This window comes from Streptomyces sp. NPDC001515 (assembly GCF_053597115.1).
Map to the genome: position 1 here is coordinate 92779 of NZ_JBSFHN010000017.1, position 26157 is coordinate 118935.

The 26157-nt window shown below is 71.6% G+C and carries 27 protein-coding genes; 17 read left to right on the plus strand and 10 right to left on the minus strand.

Features of this window, described 5'->3' with window-relative positions; all coding sequences use genetic code 11:
* Window positions 1-54: 54 nt before the first annotated feature.
* Together ACWCXC_RS19430 and ACWCXC_RS19435 are read right to left on the minus strand one after the other, a co-directional pair.
* Window positions 55-813: an SDR family NAD(P)-dependent oxidoreductase gene (locus tag ACWCXC_RS19430; RefSeq protein WP_450682584.1), complete on the minus strand. Its 759-nt coding sequence runs from the start codon at window positions 811-813 to the stop codon at window positions 55-57.
* A gap of 54 nt (window positions 814-867) precedes the next feature.
* Complete coding sequence (locus ACWCXC_RS19435; protein ID WP_450682585.1) at window positions 868-1203, minus strand: YnfA family protein; 336 nt, start codon at window positions 1201-1203, stop codon at window positions 868-870.
* Window positions 1204-1263: 60 nt separating this feature from the next.
* On the opposite strand from ACWCXC_RS19435, the gene ACWCXC_RS19440 reads away from it, so the two are divergent.
* A complete protein-coding gene (locus tag ACWCXC_RS19440; protein WP_450682586.1) occupies window positions 1264-1746 on the plus strand; it encodes a MarR family winged helix-turn-helix transcriptional regulator in 483 nt (160 codons plus the stop codon).
* Window positions 1747-1783: 37 nt separating this feature from the next.
* Here ACWCXC_RS19440 and ACWCXC_RS19445 read toward each other — a convergent pair whose 3' ends face one another.
* From ACWCXC_RS19445 to ACWCXC_RS19465, 5 genes are all read right to left on the minus strand, one after another.
* A complete protein-coding gene (locus tag ACWCXC_RS19445; protein WP_450890044.1) occupies window positions 1784-2542 on the minus strand; it encodes a Mut7-C RNAse domain-containing protein in 759 nt (252 codons plus the stop codon).
* Window positions 2543-2613: 71 nt separating this feature from the next.
* Entirely contained in the window at window positions 2614-3453 is an 840-nt protein-coding gene (locus ACWCXC_RS19450) for an SDR family oxidoreductase (RefSeq protein WP_450890045.1), read from the minus strand.
* Between the two features lie 103 nt (window positions 3454-3556).
* Window positions 3557-4417, minus strand: coding sequence for an AraC family transcriptional regulator (locus ACWCXC_RS19455; protein WP_450682589.1), 861 nt, complete (start codon window positions 4415-4417; stop codon window positions 3557-3559).
* 84 nt (window positions 4418-4501) lie between these two features.
* A complete protein-coding gene (locus ACWCXC_RS19460; protein WP_450682590.1) occupies window positions 4502-4783 on the minus strand; it encodes a hypothetical protein in 282 nt (93 codons plus the stop codon).
* Window positions 4784-5031: 248 nt separating this feature from the next.
* On the minus strand, window positions 5032-5613 hold the full coding sequence (locus ACWCXC_RS19465; RefSeq protein WP_450682591.1) for a hypothetical protein: 582 nt from the start codon (window positions 5611-5613) through the stop codon (window positions 5032-5034).
* Between the two features lie 130 nt (window positions 5614-5743).
* Here ACWCXC_RS19465 and hemL point away from each other — a divergent pair, with 130 nt between their 5' ends.
* From hemL to ccsB, 7 genes are all read left to right on the plus strand, one after another.
* Window positions 5744-7060, plus strand: a complete 1317-nt coding sequence (hemL, locus tag ACWCXC_RS19470; protein WP_450682592.1) for a glutamate-1-semialdehyde 2,1-aminomutase — start codon at window positions 5744-5746, stop codon at window positions 7058-7060.
* Entirely contained in the window at window positions 7057-7746 is a 690-nt protein-coding gene (locus ACWCXC_RS19475) for a histidine phosphatase family protein (protein ID WP_450682593.1), read from the plus strand. Before hemL ends, ACWCXC_RS19475 begins: the two co-directional genes overlap by 4 nt.
* Window positions 7747-8031: 285 nt before the next feature.
* Complete coding sequence (locus tag ACWCXC_RS19480; RefSeq protein ID WP_450890046.1) at window positions 8032-9294, plus strand: hypothetical protein; 1263 nt, start codon at window positions 8032-8034, stop codon at window positions 9292-9294.
* A 67-nt stretch (window positions 9295-9361) separates the two neighbouring features.
* A complete protein-coding gene (locus ACWCXC_RS19485; RefSeq protein ID WP_450682595.1) occupies window positions 9362-9970 on the plus strand; it encodes a TlpA family protein disulfide reductase in 609 nt (202 codons plus the stop codon).
* 4 nt (window positions 9971-9974) lie between these two features.
* A complete protein-coding gene (locus ACWCXC_RS19490; RefSeq protein WP_450682596.1) occupies window positions 9975-10736 on the plus strand; it encodes a cytochrome c biogenesis CcdA family protein in 762 nt (253 codons plus the stop codon).
* Between the two features lie 6 nt (window positions 10737-10742).
* Complete coding sequence (gene resB, locus ACWCXC_RS19495) at window positions 10743-12467, plus strand: cytochrome c biogenesis protein ResB (protein ID WP_450682597.1); 1725 nt, start codon at window positions 10743-10745, stop codon at window positions 12465-12467.
* Window positions 12464-13546, plus strand: a complete 1083-nt coding sequence (gene ccsB, locus ACWCXC_RS19500) for a c-type cytochrome biogenesis protein CcsB (protein WP_450682598.1) — start codon at window positions 12464-12466, stop codon at window positions 13544-13546. Before resB ends, ccsB begins: the two co-directional genes overlap by 4 nt.
* A 60-nt stretch (window positions 13547-13606) precedes the next feature.
* On the opposite strand, the gene ACWCXC_RS19505 is transcribed toward ccsB, so the two are convergent.
* The 3 genes from ACWCXC_RS19505 to ACWCXC_RS19515 all read right to left on the minus strand — a co-directional run bounded on the left by ACWCXC_RS19505 (window position 13607) and on the right by ACWCXC_RS19515 (window position 17776).
* The gene (locus ACWCXC_RS19505; protein ID WP_450682599.1) at window positions 13607-15172 is read right to left on the minus strand and encodes an ABC transporter substrate-binding protein; all 1566 of its coding nucleotides are present in this window, start codon (window positions 15170-15172) and stop codon (window positions 13607-13609) included.
* Window positions 15165-17255, minus strand: a complete 2091-nt coding sequence (locus ACWCXC_RS19510; protein WP_450890047.1) for a hypothetical protein — start codon at window positions 17253-17255, stop codon at window positions 15165-15167. The genes ACWCXC_RS19505 and ACWCXC_RS19510 overlap by 8 nt, the downstream gene beginning before the upstream one ends.
* 119 nt (window positions 17256-17374) lie before the next feature.
* The gene (locus ACWCXC_RS19515) at window positions 17375-17776 is read right to left on the minus strand and encodes a PLD nuclease N-terminal domain-containing protein (protein ID WP_450682601.1); all 402 of its coding nucleotides are present in this window, start codon (window positions 17774-17776) and stop codon (window positions 17375-17377) included.
* 262 nt (window positions 17777-18038) lie between these two features.
* On the opposite strand from ACWCXC_RS19515, the gene ACWCXC_RS19520 reads away from it, so the two are divergent.
* From ACWCXC_RS19520 to ACWCXC_RS19560, 9 genes are all read left to right on the plus strand, one after another.
* The gene (locus tag ACWCXC_RS19520; RefSeq protein WP_450890048.1) at window positions 18039-18881 is read left to right on the plus strand and encodes an MHYT domain-containing protein; all 843 of its coding nucleotides are present in this window, start codon (window positions 18039-18041) and stop codon (window positions 18879-18881) included.
* Window positions 18882-19177: 296 nt separating this feature from the next.
* On the plus strand, window positions 19178-19897 hold the full coding sequence (locus tag ACWCXC_RS19525; protein WP_450890049.1) for a lytic polysaccharide monooxygenase: 720 nt from the start codon (window positions 19178-19180) through the stop codon (window positions 19895-19897).
* A 161-nt stretch (window positions 19898-20058) separates the two neighbouring features.
* Window positions 20059-21516: a menaquinone biosynthesis decarboxylase gene (locus ACWCXC_RS19530; protein WP_450682604.1), complete on the plus strand. Its 1458-nt coding sequence runs from the start codon at window positions 20059-20061 to the stop codon at window positions 21514-21516.
* The gene (mqnP, locus tag ACWCXC_RS19535; protein ID WP_450682605.1) at window positions 21513-22430 is read left to right on the plus strand and encodes a menaquinone biosynthesis prenyltransferase MqnP; all 918 of its coding nucleotides are present in this window, start codon (window positions 21513-21515) and stop codon (window positions 22428-22430) included. Before ACWCXC_RS19530 ends, mqnP begins: the two co-directional genes overlap by 4 nt.
* 63 nt (window positions 22431-22493) lie before the next feature.
* Window positions 22494-23174: a UbiX family flavin prenyltransferase gene (locus ACWCXC_RS19540; protein WP_450890050.1), complete on the plus strand. Its 681-nt coding sequence runs from the start codon at window positions 22494-22496 to the stop codon at window positions 23172-23174.
* Window positions 23175-23283: 109 nt separating this feature from the next.
* Window positions 23284-23739, plus strand: coding sequence for an Lrp/AsnC family transcriptional regulator (locus ACWCXC_RS19545; RefSeq protein WP_383650798.1), 456 nt, complete (start codon window positions 23284-23286; stop codon window positions 23737-23739).
* A gap of 48 nt (window positions 23740-23787) precedes the next feature.
* On the plus strand, window positions 23788-24951 hold the full coding sequence (gene mqnE, locus ACWCXC_RS19550; protein WP_383650530.1) for an aminofutalosine synthase MqnE: 1164 nt from the start codon (window positions 23788-23790) through the stop codon (window positions 24949-24951).
* 105 nt (window positions 24952-25056) lie between these two features.
* Entirely contained in the window at window positions 25057-25581 is a 525-nt protein-coding gene (locus ACWCXC_RS19555; protein WP_450682606.1) for an N-acetyltransferase family protein, read from the plus strand.
* Window positions 25582-25722: 141 nt separating this feature from the next.
* A complete protein-coding gene (locus tag ACWCXC_RS19560; protein WP_450890051.1) occupies window positions 25723-25977 on the plus strand; it encodes a DUF4229 domain-containing protein in 255 nt (84 codons plus the stop codon).
* Window positions 25978-26157: the final 180 nt, after the last annotated feature.

The following is a 26157-nucleotide window of genomic DNA, read 5'->3' on the forward strand; positions in this document are numbered from 1 at the left end:
AGCCGATTCCCTCGAACGAGTGGCCGGAGTGTTCGAGCCCCGGCCCCCGTCGTCCTAGGCCGTCCGGTGCACCTTCGAGTTGGAGGCCTGGGCGCGGGGGCGGACGACCAGGAGGTCGATGTTGACGTGGCTGGGGCGGGTGACGGCCCAGGTGATGGTGTCGGCGACGTCGTCGGCGGTGAGGGGGGCGTCGACGCCGGCGTAGACCTTGGCGGCCTTCTCGGTGTCGCCCCGGAAGCGGGTGGTGGCGAACTCCTCGGTCCGGACCATGCCGGGGGCGATCTCGATGACGCGGACCGGGGTGCCGACGATCTCCAGGCGGAGGGTCTCGGCGAGGACGTGCTCGCCGTGCTTGGCGGCCACGTAGCCTCCGCCGCCCTCGTAGGTGCCGTGGCCGGCGGTGGAGGAGAGGATGACCACCGTGCCGTCGCCGCTCGCGGTGAGGGCGGGGAGGAGGGCCTGGGTGACGTTGAGGGTGCCGATCACATTGGTCTCGTACATCCGGCGCCAGTCGTCCGGGTCGCCGGTGGCGACCGGGTCCGCGCCGAGCGCCCCGCCGGCGTTGTTGACGAGGACGGCGAGGGAGCCGAAGGCGGTGGCGAACTCGTCGACGGCGGCGCGGTCGGTGACGTCCAGCTGGTACGCGGTCGCCTGGTGGCCGGCCGCGTTGATCTCGGCGGCCAGTGCCTCGATGCGGTCCTTGCGGCGGGCGGTCAGCACGACGCGGTGGCCGGCGGCCGCCAGGTGCCGGGCGGTCGCGGCGCCGATGCCGCTGCTCGCTCCGGTGACGACGGCGATGGGGGTGGCGGCCATGGCGGGCTCCTCGGACAGCGGATCGGTACGGGGCCAAGGATAGGCAGCGGCCGCTCAGTGGTCGCGCGGGGCGTACATGATCACGGCCATGCCGGCCAGGCAGATCAGCGCCCCGGTCACGTCCCAGCGGTCGGGCCGGTAGCCGTCGGCGACCATGCCCCAGGCGATGGAACCGGCGACGAAGACCCCGCCGTACGCGGCGAGCACCCGGCCGAACTCGGCGTCCGGCTGGAACGTGGCGACGAAGCCGTAGGCGGTCAGGGCGAGCGCGCCCGCGCCGATCCACGCCCAGCCCCGGTGGTCCCGGACTCCCTGCCAGACCAGCCAGGCGCCCCCGATCTCGAAGAGGGCGGCGAGGACGAAGAGCGCGAGGGAGCGGGCCACGGACATGGCAGCAGGGTGTCATGCGGGGCGCGCCCCCAGGTATTCCCTGCGCCGTACACTCTCTGCATGCCGCAGAAGTCATCGCCCCGCCGCAGCGCCCTGCTGGCCGAGCTGGCCGTCACCTCGCGCCGCTACATGGCGTCGTACGCCCTGTTCAACCAGGCCGTGGCCGACCGTCTGGGGCTCCACCCCACCGACCTGCAGTGCCTCAATCTGCTCGGTCTGGAGGAGCGGCCGGTCACCACCGGCCGGATCGCGGAGCTGACCGGGCTCACCACCGGATCGGCCACCCGTCTGGTCGACCGGCTGGAGAGGGCCGGCTTCGTGACCCGCGCCCGGGACACGGCGGACCGGCGGCGGGTGCTCGTGGCGCCCGTGCCCGAGCGGATGGCCGAGGTCGGGGCCGTCTGGCAGCGGCTCTCGGGGCCCTGGGACACCCTCTTCGAGCCGTACGACGACGACGAGATCGCGCTGCTCATCGGCCATATGCGCCGGACCGTGGAGCTGAGCGCCGCCCAGATCGCGCTGTTGCGGGAGGGCGCGGCCTAAGCCGTGCGTGCCGGACGCCGCCGAGCAGGCGGGACTTTCACCACGCGCCCTCAGCGGTGCCCGCCCGGCTCGTGCCGCCGAAGTCGCGTACCGCTTCCGAGACGATCGTCTCCAGGCGGGCGTGGTGGGCGCCGCGCCAGTAGACCCGGCCGCAGTCGGCGCACTGGGCGAAGACGTCGTAGGAGCGCTGGGTGCCGGCCTCCAGCCGGTCCCCGACGGAGTCCTTGTCAGCGTCCGCGAGGGGGCCGTTGCACGCGGTGCAGCGGGTCCAGGGGGCGAGCGGCGGGGCGAACCGGCCGAGCACGTCGCGCAGTTGCTCATCGGGCCGGTCGCTGTAGACGTAGGCCCCGGCCCAGATCTCCCGCCGGTGCAGCAGTCCCCGGTCCCGGGAGAGCAGCACCCGCCGCTCGCGTGCGGAGAGCGCGGCGAGGGCGGGGTCCCCGATGTCCTCGCTCTCGTAGGCGGCGTCGACGCCGAGCAGCCGCAGCCGCCGGGCGAGGGTGCCGAGGTGGACGTCGAGCAGGAAGCGCAGGGGTGCGCCGGGGACCCGCTGGGGGCGCTGGACGGCCTGTACCTCGATGTGTTCGCCGGCCGCCGGGATGTGGGCGGCCGGGACGGCGCGTCCGTCGGCGAGGAGCCGTCCGGCCTCGGTGAGCGGGACGCCGAGGGATTCCACGACGTGGCCGAGGGTGGACGCGCCGTCGGTGGTGACGGTGGTGCGTCCGCCGCGCCGTGCGTGGGCGACGAAGAGCCGCAGCTCGGGGGCGACTTCGAAGGTGATCTCGGGTCCGTTCACCCGGCCAGGATGCCATCGGGCCCCGGGGGCGGGCCACGGGGTTGTGGCGGGGCGGGTGCCCGCCCCGGTTCTCAGGGGCGGAACGCGTCGGCGTGGTCGGCGGCCCAGGCGGCGAACGTCCGGGCAGGGAGGCCGGTCAGCTCCCGGACGGTGTCGGTGACCTCGGCGGGCAGGCCGTCGGTGGTGGCCTGGTAGTCGAGCAGGGCCACGGCGATGTCCTCGGGGACGAAGGAGGCCACGGAGTCCAGCCAGGTCTCGCGGGTGACGGGGCGCATGCCGACCGGGTTCCCGCAGGCGCGGCCGACGGTCTCGACCTGGTCGGCGACGGTCATGGAGGCGGGTCCGGTGAGGTGGTACGCGCCGCCGCGCAGGCGGGGGTCGGTGAGGACGGCGAGGGCGGATGCGGCGACGTCGGCCTCGTCGACCGGGCTGGTGCCGCTGTCGGGGTAGGGCAGTTCGACGGGGCGCCCGGCGCGGAAGGCGGCGGACCACTGGCGTGCGTTGCCCGCGAACGCGCCGGGGCGCAGCAGGGTCGTGGCGAGGGGGGAGCGGATCAGGGCCTGTTCCACGGTGTGGTGGAGGGCGGCGACGGGGTTGGCGATGGGGTCGGGGGCGAGGACGGAGCTGGAGGAGAGCAGGACGATGTGCTCGACTCCGGCGCGTTCGGCGGCGGTCGTGAACGCGGTGATGTGGGAGGGCTCGGCGTAGAGGAAGACGGAGTCGACGCCCTCCAGGGCGGGGGCGAAGGTGGCGGGGTCGCTGAGGTCGCAGGCGACGGCGGGCACGCCGTCCGGGAGTGCGAGTTCCCGGGGGCGGCGGGAGGCGGCGCGCACGCTACGGCCGTCGCCGTGCAGGAGCGTGACGAGGGCGGAGCCGACGCGGCCCCGGGAGCCGGTGACGAGTGTGGTCATGGGGGAGGGGTCTCCTCGGATGCGGGGTGGGGTGGCGGGTCCGGGCCGCGTGGCGGCCCGACGGGTTTCACTGTGCCACACATAAGCTGCGTCACGCAGATGATTATCCGGGAGGTTCCGCGTCCGGGTGCCGGGCCGGCCCCTCAGGGTCCGCGAGCGCGGTCGGCGGTACCCCGAGCGTGGCGGTGAAGTCCCGGACCAGATGGGCCTGGTCGCTGTAGCCGAGGTCGGCGGCGAGCGCCGCCCAGTCCACCCCGGGTCCGGACTCGGCCCGTTCCAGTGCCTCGTGGATGCGGTAGCGGAGGATGACCCACTTGGGCCCGACGCCGACGTACGCGGCGAACAGCCGTTGCAGGGAGCGCACCGACACGCCCTCCGCGCGGGCCAGTCCGTCGACGCGGCGGACCGTGCGGTCGGTGCGCACCAGCTCGGCCAGGGCCATCGCCCGGTGGGCCTGCGGGTCGGGTGCGGGGCCGAGCGCCAGCAGATACGCGTCCAGCGCCGCGACCCGGGCGTCCTCGTCCCCGGCGTCCAGTACCGCGGAGGGCGGGGCGGGCGGGGTGAGGACCCCGGCCGCCGGGAGCCGCCGCCCGGTCCACCGGGACACCGGCGCGCCCGGTGCGAAGGGCCGGAAGCCGCCGGGCCGGAACTGCACCCCGCAGACCCGTCCGGTCTCCTCCAGCCGCTGGGTGAAGAGCCCGAGACCGATCCCCGCGACCTCGGCCGATCCGGCCTTCCGGTCCCCGCAGCCGGCGTAGCGGCCGAAGACCAGGTTCACGCTCGGGTGCGGGACGAGCCGGGAGTCGTACGGCTCGGGCAGGTCCCAGTCGATCAGCCAGTAGTGCTCCAGATACGGCCGCAGCTCCGGGGCCGGCATCCGGCGGCGGAAGCGCACCCGCGCGAACAGGGCGGGGGCGTCGACGATGCCCCGGGTGTCGCGCCGGGGGCCCTGGGGATCGGACATGGCGGCAGATCCTAGGGGCCGCCACTGACTGCGGCCCGGCGCGGCACGGCGCGGCGCTGCGGGCTCCCTGTTACGGCTACGGCGCTACGGGCGCGCCCTGGCCCGCTCGCGGTCGGGTGCCGGGGCGGCGCCGGGACGGGCCTGCGCCCCCGGTCCGTCGTACAGCCCCTCGACGGTGCCGTAGGCCGCGTCCACGATGCGTTCGGCGTCCCGGAGCATGGCCTGTTCGGCCAGCCGGGCCGCCTGGTGGGTGTACGGGGACGGGGGCGCCGGGTGGCGTCGCCGCCACCAGGTCTCGGCCAGGGCGTAGAGGCCGCTGGCGAAGACCAGCACGGGAATGGACAGCGCCAGCAGAATGTCGCCCACGGCAGACCTCCCTCGATGTCGGTGCCCCGTGCATCGGCAGGTCCGGCAGGTCAGCTGAAGATCATTCTTCGGCCAATGAATGGCCGGAATGTGGTGGCCAGGAAGCGTTCTTCGTGCAGGTCGGAGCCGTGGGCGCGGTGGCTGGACCGTGTGTTCGGCGGGAGGTCCCGGACCGGGCCGCGCGTTCGGCGGGAGTGTGTTCGGCCCGGCGGTCGCGGACGGGCCGGGCCGCGGGGTGGGTCCGGTGCCTACGGCCACACCAGGCAGTACGCCTGGTGCCCCGCGTCGTGCAGCCGGTGGCTGAAGTCCTGCCACTCGTGGAGCAGCTGGTACACGTTGAACGCGTCGCGCGGGCCGCCCCGGTCCGGGACCGTCGACCAGATGAAGGCCGCCGCGCCGACGGACTCCTCGCCCACGCCGCGCAGCGGGTCCACCACGGTCATGGGGAGCTTGACCACCGCGTAGTCCGGGTGGAGGACGACCAGCTCCAGCGGCGGGACCTTGTGCAGAGGTATGCCCTGTATGCCGGTGAGGACCATCGCGGCCACCGTCTCCGGCTTGATCTTGGTGAACATCCCGCCCATGCCCAGCTCGTCGCCGCCCAGCTCCTCCGGGCGCATGGAGATGGGCACCCGGGCAGCCGTGGCGCCGTCGGGCGCGCCGAAGTACTTGTAGGTCACCCCCACCCGGCCGCTCCTGCCTCCGGCACCCGCCAGCCGCGCGTCACCGGACGGCACGTCCTGTTCGCGCTCGCGCCGGTGCCGGCCCCGCCGGGCAGGCTCGGGCCCCAGGCCGTCGGTGCCCTCGCCCACTCCGCCACCGCGATGCATATCTCATCCACCCGACTACTTAACTAGGAGACACAGCCCCCGCCGCGCAACCCGATCATCGTGTCAGTGACCTCCCCCGCGGGAGTGCGGTGAAACACCTGTCCGCAACTCCGTCCGCGGCTCTGACACCATGGCATGTGTGAGCTTTCCCTATGACGCCCCAGTTTCGCAGACGCTTTTCGACCGCGCGTCCCTCGTGACGCCCGGCGGCGTGAACTCTCCCGTCCGTGCTTTCCGGGCCGTGGGCGGTACGCCCCGGTTCATGGTGTCCGGTACGGGTCCGTACCTCACGGATGCCGACGGTCGTGAGTATGTCGACCTCGTGTGCTCGTGGGGGCCGATGATTCTCGGCCATTCCCACCCCGAGGTCATCGCCGCAGTCCAGGAGGCCGTCGCCCGCGGCACCTCGTTCGGTACGCCGGGCGAGGGCGAGGTCGCGCTGGCCGAGGAGATCGTGGCCCGGGTCGAGCCCGTGGAGCAGGTGCGGCTGGTGTCGTCCGGCACCGAGGCGACCATGTCCGCGATCCGCCTGGCCCGCGGTTTCACCGGCCGGCCCAAGGTCGTGAAGTTCGCCGGCTGCTACCACGGCCACGTGGACGCGCTGCTGGCCTCCGCCGGGTCCGGGGTGGCCACCTTCGGGCTGCCGGACACGCCCGGGGTCACCGGCGCGCAGGCGGGCGACACCCTCGTGCTGCCGTACAACGACCTGGAGGCCGTACGGGCCGCCTTCGCCGCGCAGCCGGGCGAGATCGCCTGTGTGATCACCGAGGCGTCCCCGGGCAACATGGGCGTCGTCCCGCCGCTGGACGGGTTCAACGCGGGGCTCAAGGAGATCTGCGCCGCCAACGGCGCGCTCTACATCTCCGACGAGGTCATGACCGGTTTCCGTACCTCGAAGGCCGGCTGGTTCGGCGTCGACGGGGTGCGGCCCGACCTGATGACCTTCGGCAAGGTCATGGGCGGCGGCTTCCCGGCCGCGGCCTTCGGCGGGCGCGCCGACGTGATGGCGCACCTGGCCCCGGCCGGCCCGGTCTACCAGGCGGGCACGCTGTCCGGGAACCCGGTCGCGACGGCCGCCGGGCTGGCCCAGCTGCGGCTGCTGGACGACGCCGCGTACGCGAAGGTCGACGCGGTCTCCGCGGAGATCCGGGGACTGGTGAGCGAGGCCCTGGCCAAGGAGGGCGTGGCGCACACCGTGCAGGCGGCGAGCAACATGTTCTCCGTCTTCTTCACGGAGGGCCCCGTGCGGAACTACGAGGACGCCAAGCGGCAGGAAGCCTTCCGCTTCACCCCGTTCTTCCACGCGATGCTGGCGCAGGGGGTCTACCTCCCGCCGTCCGCGTTCGAGTCGTGGTTCGTCTCCACCGCCCACGACACCCGGGCCGTCGAGCGGATCGCCGCCGCGCTGCCCGCCGCCGCCCGTGCCGCATCGGAGGCCACCGCATGAGTGACAAGAGCAGCGCCGACCTCACCGTCGTCCATCTGATGCGCCACGGGGAGGTGCACAACCCGGAGGGCGTGCTCTACGGGCGCCGTCCCGGCTACCACCTCTCCGAGCTGGGCCGGAAGATGGCCGACCGGGTCGCCGAGCACCTGGAGAAGCGCGACATCACCCATGTCGTCGCCTCCCCGCTGGAGCGGGCCCAGGAGACGGCGACGCCGATCGCCGCCACGCACGGGCTCGACCTCGCCACCGACGAGCGGCTGATCGAGGCGGCCAACGTCTTCGAGGGCAAGACCTTCGGCGTCGGGGACGGCGCGCTGCGCAAGCCCGACAACTGGAAGCACCTCACCAACCCGTTCCGGCCGTCCTGGGGCGAGCCGTACATCGAGCAGGTCGTGCGGATGATGGGCGCCCTGGACGCGGCCCGCGACGCGGCGCGCGGCCACGAGGCGGTCTGCGTCAGCCATCAGCTGCCGATCTGGATCGTCCGCAGCTTCGTGGAGCGGCGCCGGCTCTGGCACGACCCGCGCAAGCGGCAGTGCACGCTGGCCTCGCTGACCAGCTTCACGTACCGGGGCGACAAGATCGTCTCGGTCGGGTACACCGAGCCGGCCCGGGATCTGGTGCCGGCGCACCTGCTGGCCGGGGCCAAGCCGGTCAAGGGTGCGTCGAAGGGGTTCGGCGCCTGACCCTTCTCGCGGCGGGACCGGAGGCGGATGGCCGGGAGCGGATGTGATCGCTCCCGGCTCGTTTTTGCTCAGGAGTGAGCCCGACCGGGCGGAATCCGGTCATCCCGTGTTTCCCTTCGCGAGGTTCGGTGCGGTTTCGGCGTAGGTCTGGTGTTCGGTCATCGCCGCGCCCTGGTTCCGTAAAGAATTGTGTGTTAATTCGAGGAACCTCCGTGTTGCGCCGCCCATCTAAGTCATTGCCAGTTTGTATGGACTTGAGGCAATACGACCGGAGATGGGAACCGCATGCGCGACATCAGCCGAAGGGGTTTGCTCGGAGCCGGACTCGGGGCGGCCGCCGCCGTCGGGGTGGCGGGCTGCGGTTCCTCGGGTTCGCCGGAGACCGGCCGGACCGCACCGGACACGGGGGCCCGGGGGGAGAAGGGCGCCGACGGCGCGGTCAAGGGCAGGGCACCCGACAAGAAGCACGTCCGTGCGATCGGGGACGGTTCCACCGCCGACACCGGCAAGCAGCCGCGCCAGCCGGCCGCCCCGCTGCCGCTGGAGCCCGGCCAGACGCCCCCGCAGTTCGTGATCTTCTCCTGGGACGGGGCCGGCGAGGTCGGCAACGGGCTCTTCCCGCGATTCCTCGAACTCGCCGAGCAGCACGACGCGTCGATGACCTTCTTCCTCTCCGGGCTCTATCTGCTGCCCGAATCGAAGAAAACCCTCTACCGTCCGCCGGGCAACCCCGTCGGCGCCTCCGACATCGGCTATCTCACCGACGGCCACATCAAGGAGACGCTGAAGAACGTCGGCCGGGCCTGGCTCGCCGGCCACGAGATCGGCACGCACTTCAACGGCCATTTCTGCGCCGGTTCCGGATCGGTGGCCAACTGGACCGCGGACCAGTGGCAGAGCGAAATCGACCAGGCGGTCTCCTTCGTCACCGAATGGCGCACGAACACCGGCTGGACCGACCTCGATCCACTGCCCTTCGATTACCGCAAGGAACTCGTCGGCGGGCGCACCCCCTGTCTGCTCGGACAGGACAATCTGCTCCCCACCGCCAAACGGCTCGGCTGGCGCTACGACGCCAGTTCGCCCGGCGGCACCCAGGTCTGGCCCAGCAAGCGCATGGGCGTCTGGGACCTGCCCCTCCAGGGCATCCCCTTCCCCGGGCACACCTTCGAGGTGCTGTCGATGGACTACAACATCCTGGCCAACCAGTCGCGGAATTCGACCCGGGGAATGCCCACCCGCTATCCCGGCTGGCGCGACCAGGCCACCCAGTCGTACATCAAGGGATTCCAGCGCGCCTACGAGACGAACCGCGCGCCCTTCTACATCGGAAATCACTTCGAGGAGTGGAACGGTGGTATCTATATGGATGCCGTCGAAGGGGCGCTCAAGCACATCGCGGGGAAGCCGGATGTGCGCCTCGTCTCCTTCCGTCAGTTCGTCGACTGGCTCGACGTACAGGATCCGGCGGTGCTCGCCAAGCTCCGTACGCTCCAGGTCGGCGAGGCGCCCGCGGGCGGCTGGAACTCCTTCTTTAAACGCGCCTGACAACGGGCTTTACGGGCACGGAGGGGGGTGCCCAAGATCCCCGAAACCGCCATGCGAAACTTTTCACATGAGCCATGGCCGCGTACCCCGACGCCGCTTCACCCTGCTCGCCGCCCCCGCGGCGGCCGTCGCGCTCGCGTTCACCCTGAGCGCGTGCGGATCCGGCAACACGACCAGTGGCGGCGGCGACACCAACTTCGTCACCGGCACCACCGGCATCTCGACCGCGGCCCGGGGCGAGCGGGCCGACGCCCCGAAGCTCGACGGCGAGACCCTGGACGGCAAGCAGCTCGACCTCTCCGCCTACAAGGGCAAGGTCGTCGTCCTCAACGCCTGGGGCTCGTGGTGCGCCCCCTGCCGGCTGGAGGCGAAGTACTTCACCAAGGTCGCGAAGGCCACCGCCGACCAGGGCGTCCAGTTCGTCGGCGTCAACACCCGGGACCCCGAGCGCGCCCAGGCCATCAGCTTCGAGGAGAACTTCGGGGTCACCTACCCGAGCTTCTACGACCCGACCGGAAAGCTCCTCCTCCGCTTCCCCAAGGGCACGTTCAAGCTCCAGTCCATCCCCTCGACCGTGGTCATCGACCGCGAGGGCAAGCTCGCCGCCCGCTACGTGGGCCCGCTCGACGACACCCGGCTGCGCGAGATGATCGACCCGCTGATCGCGGAGAAGTGATCAGGTGACCGCCCTCGCCGTTGTCACCCAGAACGAGACGGTTCTGAGCGGAGCGCTGCTGGCCGCCCTGCCGCTGGCCCTGCTCGGCGGACTCGTCTCCTTCTTCTCGCCGTGCGTCCTGCCGCTCGTCCCCGGCTACCTCAGCTACGTCACCGGGGTCAGCGGCGCCGATCTGGCCGACGCCCGGCGCGGCCGCATGGTCGCCGGCGCCTCGCTCTTCGTGGCCGGCTTCACCGCCGTCTTCGTCTCCGGCGGCGCCCTCTTCGGCTACTTCGGCGACACGCTCCAGGCCAACAGCGGCCCGCTCACCAAGGTGCTCGGCGTCCTGATGGTCCTCATGGGGCTCTTCTTCATGGGCCTGATGCCGTGGATGACGCAGCGCGAGTTCCGCATCCACAGGAAGCCGGTGACCGGCCTGGTCGGGGCGCCGCTGCTCGGCGCGCTCTTCGGCATCGGCTGGACCCCGTGCCTCGGCCCGACGCTCAGCTCCGTCTCCATCCTGGCGATGGACCAGGGCACCGCCGGACGCGGGGCGATACTGACCGTCGCGTACTGCGCCGGTCTCGGTCTGCCCTTCGTGCTCGCCGCCGTCGCCTTCCGCAAGGCGCTCGGCGCGTTCGGCTGGGTCAAGCGCCACTACGCCTGGGTCATGCGCATCGGCGGCGGCATGATGATCGTGACCGGGCTGCTCCTGCTGACCGGCGCATGGAGCAGCATGATGCAGGAACTGCAGGGCTGGTCGTCCGGCTTCCAGGTGGGGATCTGAGTACCGATGAGCAAGACCACGTCGAACGCCACTGAGGAGCGGGAGGAGCGGGACGGCACGTCCGATCTGGGCGCCGCCGGATCCCAGCTCTCCACCGCCCCGCGCGAGGAGTCCCCGGCGAACCTCCCCGCCATGGGGGTGATCGGCTGGATCCGCTGGTTCTGGCGCCAGCTCACCTCCATGCGGGTCGCCCTGATCCTGCTCTTCCTGCTCTCGCTGGGCGCGATCCCCGGCTCGCTGATCCCGCAGAACAGCGTGGACCAGCTCAAGGTGGAGACGTTCAAGAACACGCACACCACCGTCACGCCGCTCTACGAGAAGCTCCAGCTCTTCGACGTCTACAGCTCGGTGTGGTTCTCCGCGATCTACATCCTGCTGTTCGTCTCGCTCATCGGCTGCATCGTGCCGCGCACCGGCACCTTCGTCGGCCAGCTCCGCAGCCGCCCGCCGGGTGCCCCCAAGCGCCTCACGCGGCTGCCCGCGTACACCACCTGGCGCACCGCGACCGAGCCCGAGCGGGTCCAGGAGGCGGCGGTCGCGATGCTCCGCAAGCGCCGCTACCGGGTCCACTCCACCGGGGACGCCGTCGCCGCCGAGAAGGGCTACCTCCGCGAGGCCGGCAACCTGGTCTTCCACGTCGCGCTGATCGTGATGCTGGTGGCCTTCGCCGTGGGGCAGCTCTTCAAGTCCGAGGGCGCCAAGCTGATCGTCGAGGGCGACGGTTTCTCCAACACGATCACCCAGTACGACGACTTCAAGTCCGGCTCGCTCTTCGACAACGACGGGCTGACCCCGTTCAGCTTCACCCTGGACGACTTCAAGGGCACCTACGAGCGCAGCGGCCCGCAGATCGGCACGCCGAGGACGTACGAGGCCCACATCACCTACACCGAGGGCGCGTACGGCACGCCGCGCAAGAGGGTCGTCAAGGTCAACGAGCCCCTCGTCGTCGACGGCACCAAGGTCTACCTCAACGCCCACGGCTACGCCCCCGTCATCTCCGTCAAGGACGGCCGGGGCAAGGAGGTCTACAAGGCCGCCGTGCCGCTGCTGCCCCTCGACAACAACGTCACGTCGAGCGGTGCGGTCAAGGTGCTGGACGGCTACCGCGACAAGAACGGCAAGAAGGAGCAGCTGGGCTTCCAGGCGTTCTTCGTGCCGACCTTCGCCGGCAAGGGCAAGGGCACGATGTGGTCGCAGTTCCCGGCCGCCGACTTCCCCGTCCTCGCGCTCAACGGCTTCCACGGCTCGCTCGGCGTCGACTCCGGCATCGCGCAGAACGTGTACCAGCTGGACACCACGAAGATGAAGCCGTTCGAGGACGCGAAGGGCAACAAGCTCAAGCAGCGCCTCCTCGTCGGCGAGACGATGAAGCTGCCGGACGGGGCCGGCTCCATCACCTTCGAGGGCCTTCAGGAGTGGGCCAGCTTCCAGATCTCCGAGCAGCCGGCCAGTGGCTGGGCGCTCGGCGGGGCGGTCGCCGCGATCGCCGGGCTCGCCGGTTCGCTGTTCATCCAGCGGCGCCGGGTCTGGGTCCGGGCCGTGCGCGGAGCGGACGGGGTGACCGTCGTCGAAATGGCGGGGCTCGGCCGCAGCGAGTCCGCGAAACTTCCCGAGGAGCTGGCCGGTCTCGCGGTCACGCTCAACGCCGAGGCGCCCACCGCGCCCGACACCGAAAAGGACGCCGACGAGGCGTCCACCGCAGAGCCTGCCGAAGGGGCTGAGAAGTGAATCTCGCCGCCGCGACCAATGAGAACCTGGCGCACACCAGCAATGTGCTGATCTATTCGTCGATGGCCGTCTACACCCTGGCCTTCTTCGCGCACATCGCGGAATGGGTGTTCGGCAGCCGCAGCAAGGTCGGCCGCACCGCCGCCGCGCTGACCCCGGAGCAGGCCGCGGCCGGCACGGTGAAGGTCCGGGTGGCGCAGAAGGGCGGCGGCACCGCCGTTCTGGAGCGCCCGACGATCGTCACCCGGTCGGCGCCGGGCTCCCGCGACGTCCCGGACGGGCCCGGCGCCGCCGGCGGCACCTTCCAGGGCGACCTCTACGGGCGGATCGCGGTCTCCATGACCGTGCTCGCCTTCCTGATCCAGGCGGGCGGCGTCATCACCCGCGCGATGTCGGTGCAGCGCGCCCCCTGGGGCAACATGTACGAGTTCTCCATCACCTTCTCCACGGTGGCGGTCGGCACGTACCTGACCCTGCTCGGCCTGCGCAAGAACGTCCGCTGGATGGGGCTGATCCTGGTCACCGCCGTCCTGCTGGACCTCGGCCTGGCGACCACGGTCCTCTACACCTCCAGCGACCAGCTGGTGCCCGCGCTCCACTCGTACTGGCTGTGGATCCACGTCTCCACGGCGATCATCTGCGGCGCGGTCTTCTTCATCGGCGGCATCGGCACGCTGATCTACCTGTTCCGCGACAGCTACGAGAACAAGATCGCCAACGGCGGGGAGCCGGGCACCTTCGCGCACTCGGTGCTCTCCCGGATGCCGTCCGCCTCGACGCTCGACAAGTTCTCGTACCGGATCAACGCGGCCGTCTTCCCGCTGTGGACGTTCACGATCATCGCGGGCGCGATCTGGGCGGGCGACGCCTGGGGCCGCTACTGGGGCTGGGACCCCAAGGAGGTCTGGTCCTTCATCACGTGGGTCGCCTACGCCTGCTATCTGCACGCCCGCGCCACCGCCGGGTGGAAGGGCCGCAAGGCCGCCTATCTGGCGCTGATCGCCTTCGGCTGCTGGATCTTCAACTACTACGGCGTCAACATCTTCGTCACCGGCAAGCACTCCTACGCCGGGGTCTGAGCCCCGACGCCACGACGGCCCGGTCCCGCGCTCGCGGGGCCGGGCCGTCTGCGTACGCGGTCAGCGGGCGGACGCCGGGGGCAGGCACTGCTCGGCGGGCGGCTTCCCCTCCGGCCAGGCCAGGGCGGCGAAGCGCTGGTGCGGCGGGTCGGGGGCCAGCTCCACGACGGGCACGGCCTTGTTGTACGGGTTGCCGTGGTTGTCCAGGCAGATCCAGCCGCTCGCCCCGCGCACCCGCAGCGAGCCCTTCACCCGGGGCCACTGGCCGCCCACGTCCGCCAGGTCCGGGAGCCGCTTGCCATCCGTGGTGGCGCGCCGGACGGCCGTCACCGCGAGGGTCATGGCGTCGTGGGCGATGATCACCTGTCCGTCGGTCAGATCGTCGTGCGCGGTCGGCCCGATCGGTCCGGCGGGGGCCTTGCCGACCTCGGCGAGCAGGGTGGTGAACGCGCGGTAGTCCTCCGCCGAGCCGCCGGTCGGCCGCTTCTTCCCGGCGGCGGCCGGGGGCCAGGCGTCCGGGTGGGCGAGCGAGGCGTACCGCACGGTGACCTTCCGGCGCAGCGCGTCCCGGTCGAGCTTCCTGTCGTCGCCCAGGTACGAGCCCTCGTCGCCGGTCAGGACGGTGAAGCCGCGGCTCTGGCAGCCGCGGGCGCCCAGCGCGTTGACGAACTGCCGGAGCTGGACGTGGCGGCCGGCGAAGAACACGGTGTCGGCGTCGGTGTCGCAGATCAGATGGGTGATCTGCTCGAAGGTGTTGGCCGTGGTGCCCTCGTCGTAGGGGTCCTCGCGCGAGGTGAACAGCTCCGGTTCGTACCGTGAGCCCTTCAGCAGGGTGCTGAACGCCGACTTCAGGGTGTCGGTGTAGTGGTCGCCGCGCCGGGTGTCCTGGACGAGCAGCGCCTTGTCGGCCTTCACCTCGCCGAACGAGGCGAGCGCGCGGGCCTCGTCGCTGTTGGTCGGCGAGACCCGGGCCAGTCCGGGGTACGGGTCGCCGGCCGGGCCGTTGGCGATGTCGTCGGCGGTGATGGTGGAGCCGACGACCGGGATTCCGGCCCCGGTCAGCTCCCGTACCGCGTCCTTGGCCTGGGTGCTGCTGATCGCGACGCCGGAGACCGCGCGGAGCCGGTCGGGGGCGCCGGTCATCGACCGCAGCCGCTCCACCACGGGACGCCAGAGCAGGCTGTTGCTCCCGGTGTTGGCGAGCACCACCCGGATCTGCGGGACCTGGCCGTTGGCGTGGTGGTTGGCCCGGTACTGCGCGGCGAACGCGCCCTGGAGCTCGTGCAGCACCTTGGTCTTCATGGAGGCGTCGGTGGAGGTGAGCGGGAGCAGCAGGGCCACCGTCGCGTACCGGCCGGGCTTCAGCGCGGCGTTCTCCCGGCCGATGGCGGCGGCGACGGCGGTGAGCTGGGACTGCCCGAAGTCGTATCCGTCGCCGGAGACGCCGACGCACTCCTCGCTGCCCTGCGGGCGGGCGATGCCCGGGGCGCAGGAGCGGTCCTCGGGGGCGGTGAGGCGGTCGATCCCGTACCAGCCGGTGGAGACGAGGAGCGCGCCCGCCACCACGGAGGTGACGATCTTCTGCCGGGTCGTCCACCAGAGGCGGTAGCGCAGCGGGTTACGCATGCGGGCCGCCCCCGTCCGGTGCGGCGCCCGGGGGCATGGAGGGGGCCCGCCATTCCCGCAGATCGCGGGGCCAGTGGGTGGCCGCGTCCCAGAGCACCGCGTGCCCGGTCGGGTGGCGGCCGGACAGCTGCCGCAGCTCGTGCGCCATTTTGTCGATCACCTCGTCGTCGGGCAGGGCCAGCGGATCGGACAGCAGCCAGACGGCGTGCAGCAGCCGGCGCAGTTGCAGCTGGAGTTCGGCGGCGCGTTCGTCGAGTCCGGCGAGCGCGGCCCGTTCGTCGTCGGACGAGGGCTCCCGGCCCAGGGCGACGTCCCGCCGGGGGTCGGGTCCGGTGCGGCCGGGCGGTCGCGGGTAGGGGGCGGAGGCGATGAAGCGCAGAGTGCCCAGCCAGCTCAGCACGTCCGGCCGGGCGAACCGCACCCGCAGATGGGTCACGCAGTCCTCGGCGGCGCCCAGGACCAGTTCCTGGTGGAGCCGGTGCGGTTCGCTCGGGCAGGCGCCGCCCGCCGCGTACGCCGAGCGCAGGGTCTCGTGGACGGCCCGCCAGACCGCGTGGTCCGGCGGATCGCCGTCCTGGAAGCGCAGCCGGTGGAGCAGCAGGGCGCGCAGCAGCGGATCGCCGACGAAGTGGTCCGGGTCCGCGGGCCAGCCCTCGGAGCGCAGGGCGTCGCGCACCCGCAGCGCCACGTCGCCGTCGAGTCGGCCGCGCAGCCGGGCCGTGGCCAGCAGCCGGGCGGAGTCCTCGCCGTGCGCGGCGGCCAGCACGCTCAGCACGTCGGCGCGCTGCCCCGGCAGCAGCCGCTCCAGCAGTTCACCGGCCACGCGCAGGGGCGGCCGGTCCTCGCGCAGTTCCACGGTGCTGTCGAGCAGCGCGCCGGGGACCAGGGTGCCCGGCTCGGGTGCCTCGCCCGCCGCCTGGGCCAGCAGGGCCACCCCCAGCGGCCGGCCGCCGGTCAGCCGGTGCACTCCGCGCGCCAGTCCGGCGGGGGTGCGTCCGCGCGGATCGTGCCGGTCCAGTGCGGTGCGGACGTGCTCGGGGTCCAGCGGGGTGAGGGCCACGGCGAGGATGCCGGAGGTGACCTCGGTGGACCGGGTCCAGTGCGAGGCGTGGGCGACCTCGGGGAGCCGGTGGCGCACGGCGTGGCTCAGTCCGGCGTGGTCCCGGACGCGGGAGGTGGCGATCACCGCGATCCGGTCGCGGACCCCGGCCGCCCGCCGGCGCAGCAGCGGTTCGAGGAGCTGCCGGCCGAGCGGGGTGTGGGCGTTGTCGAGGAGCAGGAGGGGCCGGCCGCGCCGGGCGCCGCGCGCCAGTCCGCCGTACGCCTGCACCAGGTCCTCGACCAGGGCGAGGACGAGGTGGTCCTGGGCGCGGCGGCGCAGGTCGCCGCCGCGTTCGAAGTCGACGGCGAGCTGCCGCAGCCCGATCCGGCCGTTGCCGCCGGCGTGCGGATAGCCGCCGTACCACTGGGCGGTGCGCCGCTGGAAGCGGTTGAAGGACTCCTCCAGGACGGTCTCGACGGTCGCCTCGGCGATCATCCCGGCCATCGGGGCCATCGCGTCGAAGGCCCCGGCGGCCAGTTTGGTCAGGACCTTGGTGACCCAGCCGGTGGCGGCGTCGCCCCGGCTGTCGACGGTGGCCAGGACCGGGCCGAGGGACTGGAGGTCGCGCTGGGCCCGGGATTCGTCCTCGCGCCGCCAGGAGACCGAGGCGACCGCGACCAGGCCGAGGCTGAGCCGGGGGAAGGGGACGGGGCGGGCGCCGTGCACCCGGGCGGTGAGCTGGGTGGCCAGTTCCGGCAGGACGGCGGTGACCGGGGTCCAGGCGGGGCCCGGGTCCAGAGGCGGGCGGACGTTCTCGCAGTCGGCCAGGGCGAGCGGGGTGATCTCCCGGTAGAGGGTGCGCAGCTGCTTGAGCGCGGCGGTCTTGCCCATGCCCCGGCCGCCGGTCAGCACCACGACGGGCGGGTCGTCGCCGTGTTCGGGGGTGACCCGGCGGGCGCCGTGCGGGGTGAGGCCGGTCAGACGTGCCGCGAGCCCGTCGTCGTCGAACAGGGCCTCGCGCCCGTACAGCTCGCGCTCCACAGAACCCCCAGCACCGTTCGGCACGACGATCTGTCACACCGTCAACACCAGGATATCGGGCGGGTGTTGGAGGGCGGTCAAGATTTTCGAACGATCGGCTACGGGGCGGGGCGGCGGGCTCAGGTGCCGGGCGCGGGCTCCCCGGGGCCGGTGCCGCCCTCGCGCCGGCGCAGTTCGTCCTCGCGGCGGCGCAGATCGGCCTCCCAGTCCTTGAGGACCTCCTCGTCCTTCGCGTTCTCCTCCTTGAGGGACTTCAGGAACTCGGGGTTGTCGTCCGGCGCCACCCACCGCTGGCGGTGGTTGCGGTGCCATTCGGACGGGGTGCGGCCGCCGGCCGGCACCTCGCGCATCTTGCCCGCGGCGAGCCACACGATCGGGCCGACGATCCAGAACAGCAGGATGATGAAGACCCAGGCGATCTTGGGAAGATGCTTGGCCTCGTCCTCAGGGGTGTTCAGGCAGTCGATGAACGCGTAGATCGTCAGGGCGAGCGGCAGGAGATACATCAGAGCCCGGAGCATGGTGGAAAGGTCCCCCCGCGGAGAGTCGGCGGGGCGTCGCCCCGACCCGGTGACGCGCCCAGAGTAACGGGTGACGCGGCCACCGCTTTCTTTGTGAAAAGCCGCATAGCCGTCCCCGCAGTGATAATCACCATAAGATCCGAAGTTCAGGATATCGAGCCCCATGTGATTGATTGAGCGGCGCGGTGCGCCGTCCGCGACCGCTTCGACCAGCCGTTCCCGGTGCCACAGCCCGACGGAACCACGAGAAGGGGATCGCGTCGTGGCTGCCACGGTGACCGAGTTCCACTACGGCGCGGTGACGCCCGTCGCCGCCTATCTGATGGCCTGCCTGGGGTCCGCGCTCGGACTGCGCTGCACGGTGCGTTCGCTGCGCCGGGGCGACCGGGGCCGGAAGAACGGCTGGCTGTCGCTGGCCGCCGTCTCGCTGGGCTGCGGCATCTGGACGATGCACTTCATCGCGATGATGGGATTCCGCGCCGAGGGCTCGGACATCGCGTACGACACCCGGCTGACCGTGCTGAGCCTCCTCGTCGCCATCGCCGTCACCGCCGTGGGCGTCTTCCTCGTCGGCCATCTGGGCTCGCGGCCGAAGGTGCTGACGGCGGCCGGGGTGTTCACGGGGCTCGGGGTGGCGGCCATGCACTACATCGGGATGGCCGCGATGACCGTGCACGGCAGCATCGACTACGCGGCGCCGACCGTGGCCCTCTCGGTGCTGATCGCCGTGGTCGCCGCGACCGCGGCGCTGTGGGCGGCGGTCACCGTCCGCGGGCTGTGGTCCAGCCTCGGGGCCAGCCTCGTCATGGGCGTCGCCGTCACCGGCATGCACTACACCGGCATGGCCGCCGTGAGCGTCCACGTCGACGCCTCGGCCGGCGGGTACGTGCAGTCCTCGGTCGACCGGATCGCCTTCCTGCTCACCATGGTCTCCGGACCCGTCGTCATGCTCGTCGTCGCCGCGACCGTCGTCATGTTCGACCCCGATCTGGTCCTCGGCGACGACCGGGTCCCCACGCTCGGCGCGGACGCGGTGCCGGGTGCGCGCGGGGGGTACGGGGAGCGGGCGTCCACCCGCAACGGCGTTGCCGGCCGGTACAGGTGACGGTACGTCACACATTTCGGCCGAACATGCTTCCGAGCTGCGTCATCTCTTGACGAGTCCCTGACCATGAGTATGGTCTAGACCTGGGACCCAGTGGGTTCCGAGGTGAGTCACGGCTGTCCTCACGCATCCGTGGCGCGCGAAGGGATCAGCGGGGCGGCGCCCCCCTCGCCACCGGCCGCATCCGTGTGCACGTCGCGCCCGGCACCCAGCCGGTCGCGTCGGAGTCGCGGGTGCGGGCGCTCCTGATGCTGCCGTCTCCCCGCGGCAGCCCCTTCAGCGAAGAAGGAAGTGGCATGAACAGCAAGCGCACAATGGCCATGGCGATCGGCGTGGGCATCGCTCCCCTCCTCGCGGTGGCGCTCCCGACGGCCAACGCCAGTGCTCATGGCTACATCTCCTCTCCCCCGAGCCGCCAGGCGCAGTGTGCCGCGGGCACCGTCTCCTGCGGTCAGATCAAGTACGAGCCGCAGAGCGTCGAGGGTCCCAAGGGCCTGAGAAGCTGCAGCGGCGGCAACTCCCAGTTCGCGGACCTCGACAATGACAGCAAGGGCTGGAAGGTCACCCCGGTCGGCAGCTCGACCAACTTCTCCTGGACCCTGACCGCCCGGCACGCCACCAGCACCTGGCAGTACTACGTCGGCGGCACCAAGGTCGCGGAGTTCAACGACGGCGGCCGCCAGCCCGGCGCCACCGTGACCCACAACGTGAACTTCGGGTCCATCACGGGCAAGCAGAAGGTCCTCGCCGTGTGGAACGTCGCCGACACGGCGAACGCCTTCTACGCCTGCATCGACGTGAACATCGGCGGCACCGGCGGCAACCCCGACCCCGACCCCGACCCGGGCACCCCCGGCGACTGCACCGCCGCCGCCTGGCAGGCCGGCTCGGTCTACAACGGGGGCGACACCGTCTCCCGCAACGGTCACAACTACCGCGCCAAGTGGTGGACCCAGGGCGACGAGCCCGGCACCGGCGGCGACTGGGGCGTCTGGGCCGACCTCGGCGCCTGCTGACGTCCGGCCCTCGCCGCGGCGGTCACCACGCCCCGGACCGGAATCCTCCGGTCCGGGGTGCGCCGGCCGGGCACGGGAGAGCCGCCCGTGCCCGGGGGCCGTCCGGCCGACGCGGGGGAGCCCCGCAGGCCCGCGGCCGGGGGGATGTCAGACTGGACGGCATGGCTTACGACGATCTTCGATCCCTCCTCCGGGCTCTGGAGCGCGAGGGCGAGCTCAAGCGCATCAAGGCCGAGGTCGACCCGTACCTGGAGGTCGGCGAGATCGTCGACCGGGTGAACAAGGCCGGCGGGCCCGCGCTGCTCTTCGAGAACGTCAAGGGCTCCTCGATGCCCCTGGCCATGAACGTCTTCGGCACCGACAAGCGCCTGCTCAAGGCGCTCGGGCTGACCTCCTACGCCGAGATCGGCGAGAAGATCGGCGGGCTGCTCAAGCCCGAGCTGCCGCACGGCTTCATCGGGGTCCGGGAGGCCTTCGGCAAGCTCGGCTCGATGGTGCACGTACCGCCGAAGAAGGTGAAGTCCGAGAACGCCCCCGTCCAGGAGGTCGTCCTCACCGGCGACGACGTGGACCTGGACCGGCTGCCGGCGCTCTTCACCTGGCCCAAGGACGGCGGCTCCTTCTTCAACCTGGGGCTCACCCACACCAAGCACCCCGAGACCGGCGTCCGCAACCTCGGCCTCTACCGGCTCCAGCGCCACGACCGCCGCACGATCGGGATGCACTGGCAGATCCACAAGGACAGCCGCAACCACTACCAGGTCGCGGCCCGGCGCGGGGAGCGGCTGCCCGTCGCCATCGCCTTCGGCGCCCCGCCCGCCGTCACGTACGCCTCCACCGCCCCGCTGCCCGCGGACATCGACGAGTACCTCTTCGCCGGGTTCATCCAGGGCAAGCGGATCGAGATGGTCGACTGCAAGACCGTGCCGCTCCAGGTCCCGGCGCAGGCCGAGGTCGTCATCGAGGGCTGGCTGGAGCCCGGGAGGATGCTCCCCGAGGGCCCCTTCGGCGACCACACCGGGTTCTACACCCCGCAGGAACCGTTCCCCGCGCTGACCATCGACTGCGTGACCATGCGCAAGCGCCCGCTGCTCCAGTCCATCGTCGTCGGCCGGCCCCCGACCGAGGACGGTCCGCTGGGCCGGGCCACCGAGCGCTTCTTCCTGCCGCTCCTCAAGATCATCGTCCCGGACATCGTGGACTACCACCTGCCCGAGTCCGGCGGCTTCCACAACTGCGCGATCGTCTCGATCGACAAGAAGTACCCGAAGCACGCCCAGAAGGTGATGAGCGCCATCTGGGGCGCGCACATGATGTCGCTGACCAAGCTGATCGTGGTCGTGGACGCCGACTGCGACGTCCACGATCTGCACGAGGTCTCCTGGCGCGCGCTCGGCAACACCGACTACGCCCGCGACCTCACCGTCTCCGAGGGGCCGGTCGACCATCTCGACCACGCCTCCTACCAGCAGTTCTGGGGCGGCAAGGCGGGCATCGACGCGACGAGGAAGTGGCCCGAGGAGGGCTACACCCGGGACGGGGGCTGGCCGGACATGGTCGAGTCCGACCCGGAGACGGCGGCGATGGTCGACCGCCGCTGGAAGGAATACGGACTGTGAGCGCCGCCGAAGCGACCCTGGGCTCCGGGCCCGCCCGACCGACCGGCAAGGTCAAGGCGTTCCTGCGGCTCGTGATGATCGAGCACTCCGTCTTCGCGCTGCCCTTCGCCTACATCGCCGCCCTGACCGCGATGTTCCAGGAGGACGGGACGATCCACTGGGGCACGCTGCTGCTCGTCACCGTCGCGATGGTCGGGCTGCGCACCTTCGCGATGGCCGCGAACCGGATCATCGACCGCGAGATCGACGCCCGCAATCCGCGGACGGCCGGGCGCGAGCTGGTCACCGGCGCGGTCTCGGTCCGCTCCGCCTGGACCGGGGCGCTCGTCGCCGTGGTGGTCTTCCTGGGCGCCGCCGCCCTGCTCAACCCGCTCTGCCTGGCCCTGGCCCCCGTCGCGGTGGTCCCGATGGTGGTCTATCCGTACGGCAAGCGGTTCACGCACTACCCGCACGCGATCCTGGGCCTGGCCCAGGCCATCGGGCCGGTCGGCGCCTGGCTGGCCGTGACCGGCAGCTGGTCGTGGGACGCGGTGATCCTGGGACTGGCCGTCGGCGTGTGGATCGGCGGCTTCGACCTGATCTTCGCCTGCCAGGACGTACAGGCCGACCGCGCCCACGGGGTGCTCTCGGTCCCGGCCCGCTTCGGGGTCCCCGCGGCGCTGTGGGGCGCCCGGGTCAGCCACGCCGTGACGACGGGCCTGCTGGTCTGGTTCGGCCTGGCCACGGACGCCGGTCTCTTCTACTGGATCGGCATGGCGATCGTCTCGGTGGCCTTCGTGTACGAGCACCGGGTGGTCCGCCCGCACGACCTGTCCCGGCTGAACCGGGCGTTCTTCCAGGTCAACGGCTTCATCGGGATCGCCCTGTTCGCCTGCGCGCTGCTCGACCTGCTGGTGCGCGGACTCGCCGTCTGAGCGGGGCGCCGCCCCGCACTCCTGGCGCGCCGCCCGTCCGGGGTGCCGGATAGGCTCGGGGGCGTGGATTCCGGGAGTTCGGTGAGTGAGCGGCGGCGCGCGCCTTGGATCGTCGGGGTGTCGGGCGCGTCGGGCACCCCCTTCGCCGCCGCGGTGCTGCGCGGTCTGCTGGCCGCGGGGGAGAGCGTGGACCTGGTGGTCAGCCGGGCCTCGCGGCTGACGCTGCTGGACGAGACCGGGATCGCCTTCCGCGACGCGCACTGGCGGGACGATCTCGCCGCCTGGCTGGCGCGGGGGGCGGACGGCAAGCCGCACACCTTCGACGTGGACGTGTCCGGCGTACGTCACTGGCCGGCCGGTGATCTGGCCGCGGGCCCGTCCTCCGGTTCGTACCCCGCCAAGGGCATGCTGATCGTCCCGGCGTCCACGGCCTGTGTGGCCGGGGTGGCGCTGGGGCTCTCCAAGGACCTGTTGCAGCGCGCCGCGAGCGTGACCCTCAAGGAGCGCAGGACGCTGGTCGTCGCGGTCCGCGAGACGCCGCTGAACGGCGCGACGCTGAAGCAGCTGGTGGCCCTCGACGAGGCGGGCGCCGTGGTGCTCCCCGCCTCCCCGGCGTTCTACGCGGGCGCGACGCACATCCAGGACCTGGTGGACTTCGTCGCGGGGCGGGTGCTGGACGCGGCCGGTGTGGGGCACGATCTGTACCGCCGCTGGGACGGGAAGCTCGGCGGAGCCGCCGGCTGATCCCGGGCGGCCCCTGAATCGCTTCTGAATTGCAGGCTGAAATACCTGTATGCCTTAGATTCAAAATGTAGACTCGCGATACTGCTGAACAATGGAAGGCTTCAGTCATATGGACGCGGTGGACAGGCAGCTCATTCAGGCCCTCAGGGAGAACGGCAGGGCCTCGTACGCCGAGCTGGGGCGGCTCGTGGGGCTCTCCGGGCCCAGTGTCACCGACCGCATCAACCGGCTGGAGTCGGCCGGTGTCATCACCGGCTACCGCGCGACCGTCGACGCGGCCTCGCTGGGCCTCGGGGTCACGGCCCTGATCGGCATCTCCCTCTCGGACGCGGCCGACCACGAGGACGTGGCGCGGCGGCTGAAGGACCTCGCGGAGATCGAGGACGCCTGGTTCATCGCGGGCGACGACTCGTACATGCTCAAGGTCCGGGTCGGTGACGTGGACGGGCTGGAGCGCACCATCCGCCGGCTCAGCGGCACCAAGGGCGTGTCGCGGACCCGTACCACGATCGTGCTCTCCACCAAGTGGGAGAACCGGGTCGGGGACCTTCCCGAAGAGGCGTAGGCGTACGGTGAGCTGAGTCCGTACCGAGAGAACGATGGAGGTGCCCTGGTGGACGCGGGACTCAAGCGCGAACTGGAGCAGAAGGTCCGAGGCGGAGAGCGGTTGTCCCGCGAGGACGGGATCGCGCTGTACGAGTCCGACGATCTGGCCTGGCTCGGCGGACTGGCGCACGAGGTGCGCACGCGCAAGAACGGTGACGTGGTCCACTTCAACGTCAACCGGCACCTCAACATGACCAACGTGTGCACCGCGTCCTGCGCGTACTGCTCCTTCCAGCGCAAGCCGGGGGAGAAGGACGCGTACACCATGCGCATCGAGGAGGCGGTGAAGCTCGCCAAGGCGATGGAGGGCGAGAACCTCACCGAGCTGCACATCGTCAACGGGCTGCACCCCTCCCTGCCGTGGCGGTACTACCCGCGGTCGCTGAGCGCGCTCAAGGAGGCGCTGCCGCAGGTCTCCCTGAAGGCGTTCACGGCGACCGAGATCCACCACTTCGAGACGATCTCCGGCATGTCCGCCTCCGACATCCTCGACGAGCTGATCGAGGCCGGTCTGGAGTCGCTGACCGGCGGCGGCGCCGAGATCTTCGACTGGGAGGTCCGCCAGCACATCGTGGACCACCGCACCCACTGGGAGGACTGGTCGCGGATCCACCGGCTCGCCCACGAGAAGGGGCTCAAGACCCCGGCGACGATGCTGTACGGGCACATCGAGGAGCCCCGGCACCGGGTGGACCACGTGCTGCGGCTGCGCGAGCTCCAGGACGAGACCGGCGGTTTCCAGGTCTTCATCCCGCTGCGCTACCAGCACGACTTCGTGGACATGAAGGACGGCAAGATCCGCAACAAGCTCCAGGCGCGCACCACGATGGCGACCGGGGCCGAGGCGCTGAAGACCTTCGCGGTCTCCCGGCTGCTGTTCGACAACGTCCCGCACGTCAAGGTCTTCTGGGTGATGCACGGCGTGCAGACCGCCCAGCTCGCGCTCCAGCACGGCGCGGACGACATGGACGGTTCGGTCGTCGAGTACAAGATCACGCACGACGCGGACAACTACGGCACCCCGAACAAGCTGGGCCGCGAGGACCTGCTGGACCTCATCCGGGACGCGGGCTTCCGGCCGGTGGAGCGCAACACCCGGTACGAGATCATCCGCGAGTACCCGGGCCCGGACGCGGAGCGGCGCGAGTCGCCGCAGCCGATGCGGGTCTGACGACCGGCGGGTCTGACGACCGGCGGGTCGTCGCACCGAGCTCCGGCCGCCCCGTGCGGCCGGAGCTTTTTCGCCTCCCGCGTATGTAAGGGTTAATCTTCGTCCATGGCTCTTACCTTTGAACTGGATCCCGCCCTCGACCGGCCGGTGCGGGACGGCATAGCCGCGCTCTGGGCCGATGTCTCCAACGCGGGCGGCGCGGTGGGCTTCGTCCCTCCGGTGTCGGCCGAGGACGTCCGGCCCGAGCTGGTCAAGCATCTGGTCGCCATGGCCGAGGGGCGGACCCGGCTGCTGGTCGGCCGCGACGAGGACGGCGCGATCGCCGCCACCGCCTTCCTCACGCTGAACACCCACCGGCTGATGCGGCACTGGCTCTGGCTCTACACGGTGATGGTCCACCCCCGCCACCAGGGCCGGGGCCAGGGGCGGGCGCTGATGGCCGCGGCGGCGGACGCCGCGCGCACCATCGACGGCATCGAGGCGATCCGGCTCACCTGCCGGGGCGGGACCGGCGCCGACCGCTTCTACGCCTCCTGCGGCTACAAGGAGGTCGGCCGGGTGCCGGCCGCGATCCGGGTGGCCGAGGGCGACGACCGCGACGACGTCATCATGCTGCTCCCGCTCGACTGACGGCGTTCACGGGCCGGGCCCGGGGGCTCCGAACCGTTCGATTGCGGGGCATGCTTCACTGGTCGGGCAGGACTGTCGTACGTAGAGAGAAGGCCAGCTGTGTCCGCTGCCAAGCCGAGCGCAACGATCCGGTACACCGCGATGCGTCTCAGCATCTTCGTCGGCTGCTTCGTCGTCGCGGCCGTCGCCGTCAACTTCGGAGTGATCCCGTCGGGTGCAGGGGGGTCCAACTTCGTCTGGGTCATCCTGCTCGCCCTGGTGCTCTCCGCGCCCCTCAGCTACGTCCTGCTGCGCAAGCAGCGCGACGAGATGTCCGAGCAGATCGTGTCCTCGGTCGACCGCGCCAAGGCCCGCCTGGAGGCCAACCGCACCCGCGAGGACGGCGTGACCTCGTAGGGGAAACCGTCCCGTCGCCTGTGCGCTATTGGTCCTGGGACGGAATCCCGGAGGAGGCGTCCCTCCCCGCCGTGCAACCACCCGCTTCCCGCGGCCCGGGAGAAGGCGCATCGGGCGTCCGTGCCGTCCTGGGGCGTGGACGAGCAGGCAGACGCCGGAGCTCGGCGAACGGCCATGGCG

What these genes read in the sequence shown, in the direction of transcription:
- ACWCXC_RS19430 (WP_450682584.1), bottom strand. Translation starts at nt 813, where the DNA reads ATGGCCGCCACCCCCATCGCCGTCGTCACCGGAGCGAGCAGCGGCATC.
- ACWCXC_RS19435 (WP_450682585.1), bottom strand. Translation starts at nt 1,203, where the DNA reads ATGTCCGTGGCCCGCTCCCTCGCGCTCTTCGTCCTCGCCGCCCTCTTC.
- ACWCXC_RS19440 (WP_450682586.1), top strand. Translation starts at nt 1,264, where the DNA reads ATGCCGCAGAAGTCATCGCCCCGCCGCAGCGCCCTGCTGGCCGAGCTG.
- ACWCXC_RS19450 (WP_450890045.1), bottom strand. Translation starts at nt 3,453, where the DNA reads ATGACCACACTCGTCACCGGCTCCCGGGGCCGCGTCGGCTCCGCCCTC.
- ACWCXC_RS19455 (WP_450682589.1), bottom strand. Translation starts at nt 4,417, where the DNA reads ATGTCCGATCCCCAGGGCCCCCGGCGCGACACCCGGGGCATCGTCGAC.
- ACWCXC_RS19465 (WP_450682591.1), bottom strand. Translation starts at nt 5,613, where the DNA reads ATGCATCGCGGTGGCGGAGTGGGCGAGGGCACCGACGGCCTGGGGCCC.
- hemL (WP_450682592.1), top strand. Translation starts at nt 5,744, where the DNA reads ATGGCATGTGTGAGCTTTCCCTATGACGCCCCAGTTTCGCAGACGCTT.
- ACWCXC_RS19475 (WP_450682593.1), top strand. Translation starts at nt 7,057, where the DNA reads ATGAGTGACAAGAGCAGCGCCGACCTCACCGTCGTCCATCTGATGCGC.
- ACWCXC_RS19480 (WP_450890046.1), top strand. Translation starts at nt 8,032, where the DNA reads ATGCGCGACATCAGCCGAAGGGGTTTGCTCGGAGCCGGACTCGGGGCG.
- ACWCXC_RS19485 (WP_450682595.1), top strand. Translation starts at nt 9,362, where the DNA reads ATGAGCCATGGCCGCGTACCCCGACGCCGCTTCACCCTGCTCGCCGCC.
- resB (WP_450682597.1), top strand. Translation starts at nt 10,743, where the DNA reads ATGAGCAAGACCACGTCGAACGCCACTGAGGAGCGGGAGGAGCGGGAC.
- ACWCXC_RS19505 (WP_450682599.1), bottom strand. Translation starts at nt 15,172, where the DNA reads ATGCGTAACCCGCTGCGCTACCGCCTCTGGTGGACGACCCGGCAGAAG.
- ACWCXC_RS19515 (WP_450682601.1), bottom strand. Translation starts at nt 17,776, where the DNA reads ATGCTCCGGGCTCTGATGTATCTCCTGCCGCTCGCCCTGACGATCTAC.
- ACWCXC_RS19525 (WP_450890049.1), top strand. Translation starts at nt 19,178, where the DNA reads ATGAACAGCAAGCGCACAATGGCCATGGCGATCGGCGTGGGCATCGCT.
- ACWCXC_RS19530 (WP_450682604.1), top strand. Translation starts at nt 20,059, where the DNA reads ATGGCTTACGACGATCTTCGATCCCTCCTCCGGGCTCTGGAGCGCGAG.
- ACWCXC_RS19545 (WP_383650798.1), top strand. Translation starts at nt 23,284, where the DNA reads ATGGACGCGGTGGACAGGCAGCTCATTCAGGCCCTCAGGGAGAACGGC.
- ACWCXC_RS19555 (WP_450682606.1), top strand. Translation starts at nt 25,057, where the DNA reads ATGGCTCTTACCTTTGAACTGGATCCCGCCCTCGACCGGCCGGTGCGG.
- ACWCXC_RS19560 (WP_450890051.1), top strand. Translation starts at nt 25,723, where the DNA reads ATGCGTCTCAGCATCTTCGTCGGCTGCTTCGTCGTCGCGGCCGTCGCC.